Genomic DNA, 2,091 nt, shown 5'->3' with positions numbered 1-2,091 from the left:
AGCGGGAGTAAATAAAAGCCGGTAAAAATTAAATGTCCATATTTCCAAAAACCTTTATCGCTTTGTTGAGAAAAGCTGCTTAACGAGCTCATACTAATACCTCTGGCATATTATTTTTACTTATAGCACTATTTTTATTAATAAATATAAATAACATAAAAATGCATACCAGCATAAAGCAATCTGCGTACGTAATAGTAAAACTTAACGCCTCTAGCACTTCATTAATAGTTAAGCTGATTAAAATTAAAGAATTCATAATTACCTCCTGTTGAGTAAGGTAACTATGCCCGCGTACAAAAATAATAAGAGTGTGAAGTGTCATCAACTTTAATGACTTTTGTCATGCGGTAAAAAATTCATCTTAAGAATTTTTAAGCAATGTTAATATATTCAAAAAGTACAACAAGGAAACTAAATGCAGCCTCAGCAACAAAGTTTAATTTATTTACACATAGCGGTATTACTTTTTGGCGGGACCGCTCTATTTGCCAAACTTATTGGTTTAAATGCTTTAGATATTACCGTTTACAGAACTGCAATTGCAGGAATGGCTATTTTAGCCATGCTTTATTTTCAAAAAAAACAAATTAAACTCAACAAACCTAAAGACTATCTTATTGCGTTATTTTTAGGTGTTGCGGTGGGTATTCACTGGGTTACCTATTTTGCTGGTATGCAAATGGCCGGTATAACTATTGGAATGCTGGCATTTTTTAGCTACCCCGTAATGACGGTGTTTTTAGAACCCTTATTTAATAAAAGCAGGCCAAAAGCAAAAGATATAATAAGTGCAGCGGTGGTTGTTTTAGGTATTTACTTATTAGTACCAAGTGCAAACTTGGGCGATGATGTAACCCTAGGTGTAATAACAGGTGTGATATCAGCATTGTTTTTTTCAATAAGAAACATTACTCATAAGCGCTACTTTAGCCAATATGGCGGGCCGCAAACGATGTTTTATCAAACCTTAGTGGCAAGCATTATGTTGTGTGCATTTATAGAAGTACCAGTGTATGAGGTTAGTAATCATGACCTGATTTTAATTGCTGTAGCGGGTGTTATATTTACAGCTACACCGCACTCGTTATTTGCAGCAAGTTTAAAGCATTTATCAGCGGCAACTGCGGGGTTAATTTCTTGCTTGCAGCCACTTTATGGCACCATACTGGCTATAGTAATTATTCATGAACGTCCTACTGTTATGACGTTAGTTGGTGGAGCACTCATAGTGAGTGCCGCTTGTTTTGAAACGTGGTCAATCACTAAAAAGGCTCGACAATGAAAGTATTTGCACACCGTGGTGCCAGTGGGGATTTTCCTGAAAACACCAAAAGCGCTATTTTAGAAGCGTTAAAAGTAGGTGTTGATGGTATTGAAGTAGATATTCAAAGTTCCTTCGATGATTACATGGTAATACACGATTCATGGCTTGATAGAACCACCAGCGGTAAAGGCAGGGTGAGTAACTTTACCGCTCATGAGCTCTCTAAGCTTGATGCTGGAAATGGTGAAAAAATTCCTACTCTTCAGCAGCTGTTTGATTGGAATAACAATAAATCTTTATTAAATATTGAGCTTAAACACACGTTTGCACTAGAAAGGTTTGTGGCTCTATTAGAACAAAACATTGAAGCTAAAAAAATATCGAAAACCAATATTTTAGTATCATCGTTTGATCATCATCAACTACAGTGGCTTAAAAACAAGCTACCATGGCTTAAAATAGGCGCCCTTACTTCTTCTATTCCAATTAACTATGCAAAGTTTGCTAGTGATTTAAACGCTTATAGCGTACATGCAGATAAAACCTTTATAAATAAGGCCTTTGCAGAGGATGCAAAAAAAAGAGGCCTAAAGATTTATGCTTATACAGTCGATAGGGAAGAAGATATAGCGCTAATGCTTGAGTATGGCATAGACGGAATTTTTACAAATTACCCAGCGCGAACCAAAGCTTACTTGTTGTCGTTACAAAAAGGCTAACTTACATTCCCCTCACTTAAATAACAATCGTAGGGCTTGAGCATAATGAGTGGTTTCATGAAAATTTATAACTATATAGAGCAAACATTCTTTTTTACGTTAACC

3 protein-coding genes are annotated in these 2,091 nt (G+C 35.8%); 2 read left to right on the top strand and 1 reads right to left on the bottom strand.

Annotation, left to right across the window (positions count from 1 at the left end):
* Positions 1-88: 88 nt before the first annotated feature.
* The gene (locus tag H5072_RS17795; RefSeq protein ID WP_164487629.1) at positions 89-259 is read right to left on the bottom strand and encodes a hypothetical protein; all 171 of its coding nucleotides are present in this window, start codon (positions 257-259) and stop codon (positions 89-91) included.
* A gap of 159 nt (positions 260-418) precedes the next feature.
* On the opposite strand from H5072_RS17795, the gene H5072_RS17790 reads away from it, so the two are divergent.
* The gene (locus H5072_RS17790) at positions 419-1,285 is read left to right on the top strand and encodes a DMT family transporter (RefSeq protein WP_024594632.1); all 867 of its coding nucleotides are present in this window, start codon (positions 419-421) and stop codon (positions 1,283-1,285) included.
* The gene (locus H5072_RS17785; RefSeq protein ID WP_182694311.1) at positions 1,282-1,986 is read left to right on the top strand and encodes a glycerophosphodiester phosphodiesterase family protein; all 705 of its coding nucleotides are present in this window, start codon (positions 1,282-1,284) and stop codon (positions 1,984-1,986) included. The genes H5072_RS17790 and H5072_RS17785 overlap by 4 nt, the downstream gene beginning before the upstream one ends.
* Positions 1,987-2,091: the final 105 nt, after the last annotated feature.

This window comes from Pseudoalteromonas sp. SR45-5, from assembly GCF_014163565.1.
GTDB lineage: Bacteria > Pseudomonadota > Gammaproteobacteria > Enterobacterales > Alteromonadaceae > Pseudoalteromonas > Pseudoalteromonas distincta.
Note: the sequence above shows the minus strand (reverse complement) of the source record. Positions and strands in the feature narration are given on the sequence as shown.

Coding starts and splice junctions, on each gene's coding strand:
- H5072_RS17795 (WP_164487629.1), bottom strand. CDS start 259: ATGAATTCTTTAATTTTAATCAGCTTAACTATTAATGAAGTGCTAGAG.
- H5072_RS17790 (WP_024594632.1), top strand. CDS start 419: ATGCAGCCTCAGCAACAAAGTTTAATTTATTTACACATAGCGGTATTA.
- H5072_RS17785 (WP_182694311.1), top strand. CDS start 1,282: ATGAAAGTATTTGCACACCGTGGTGCCAGTGGGGATTTTCCTGAAAAC.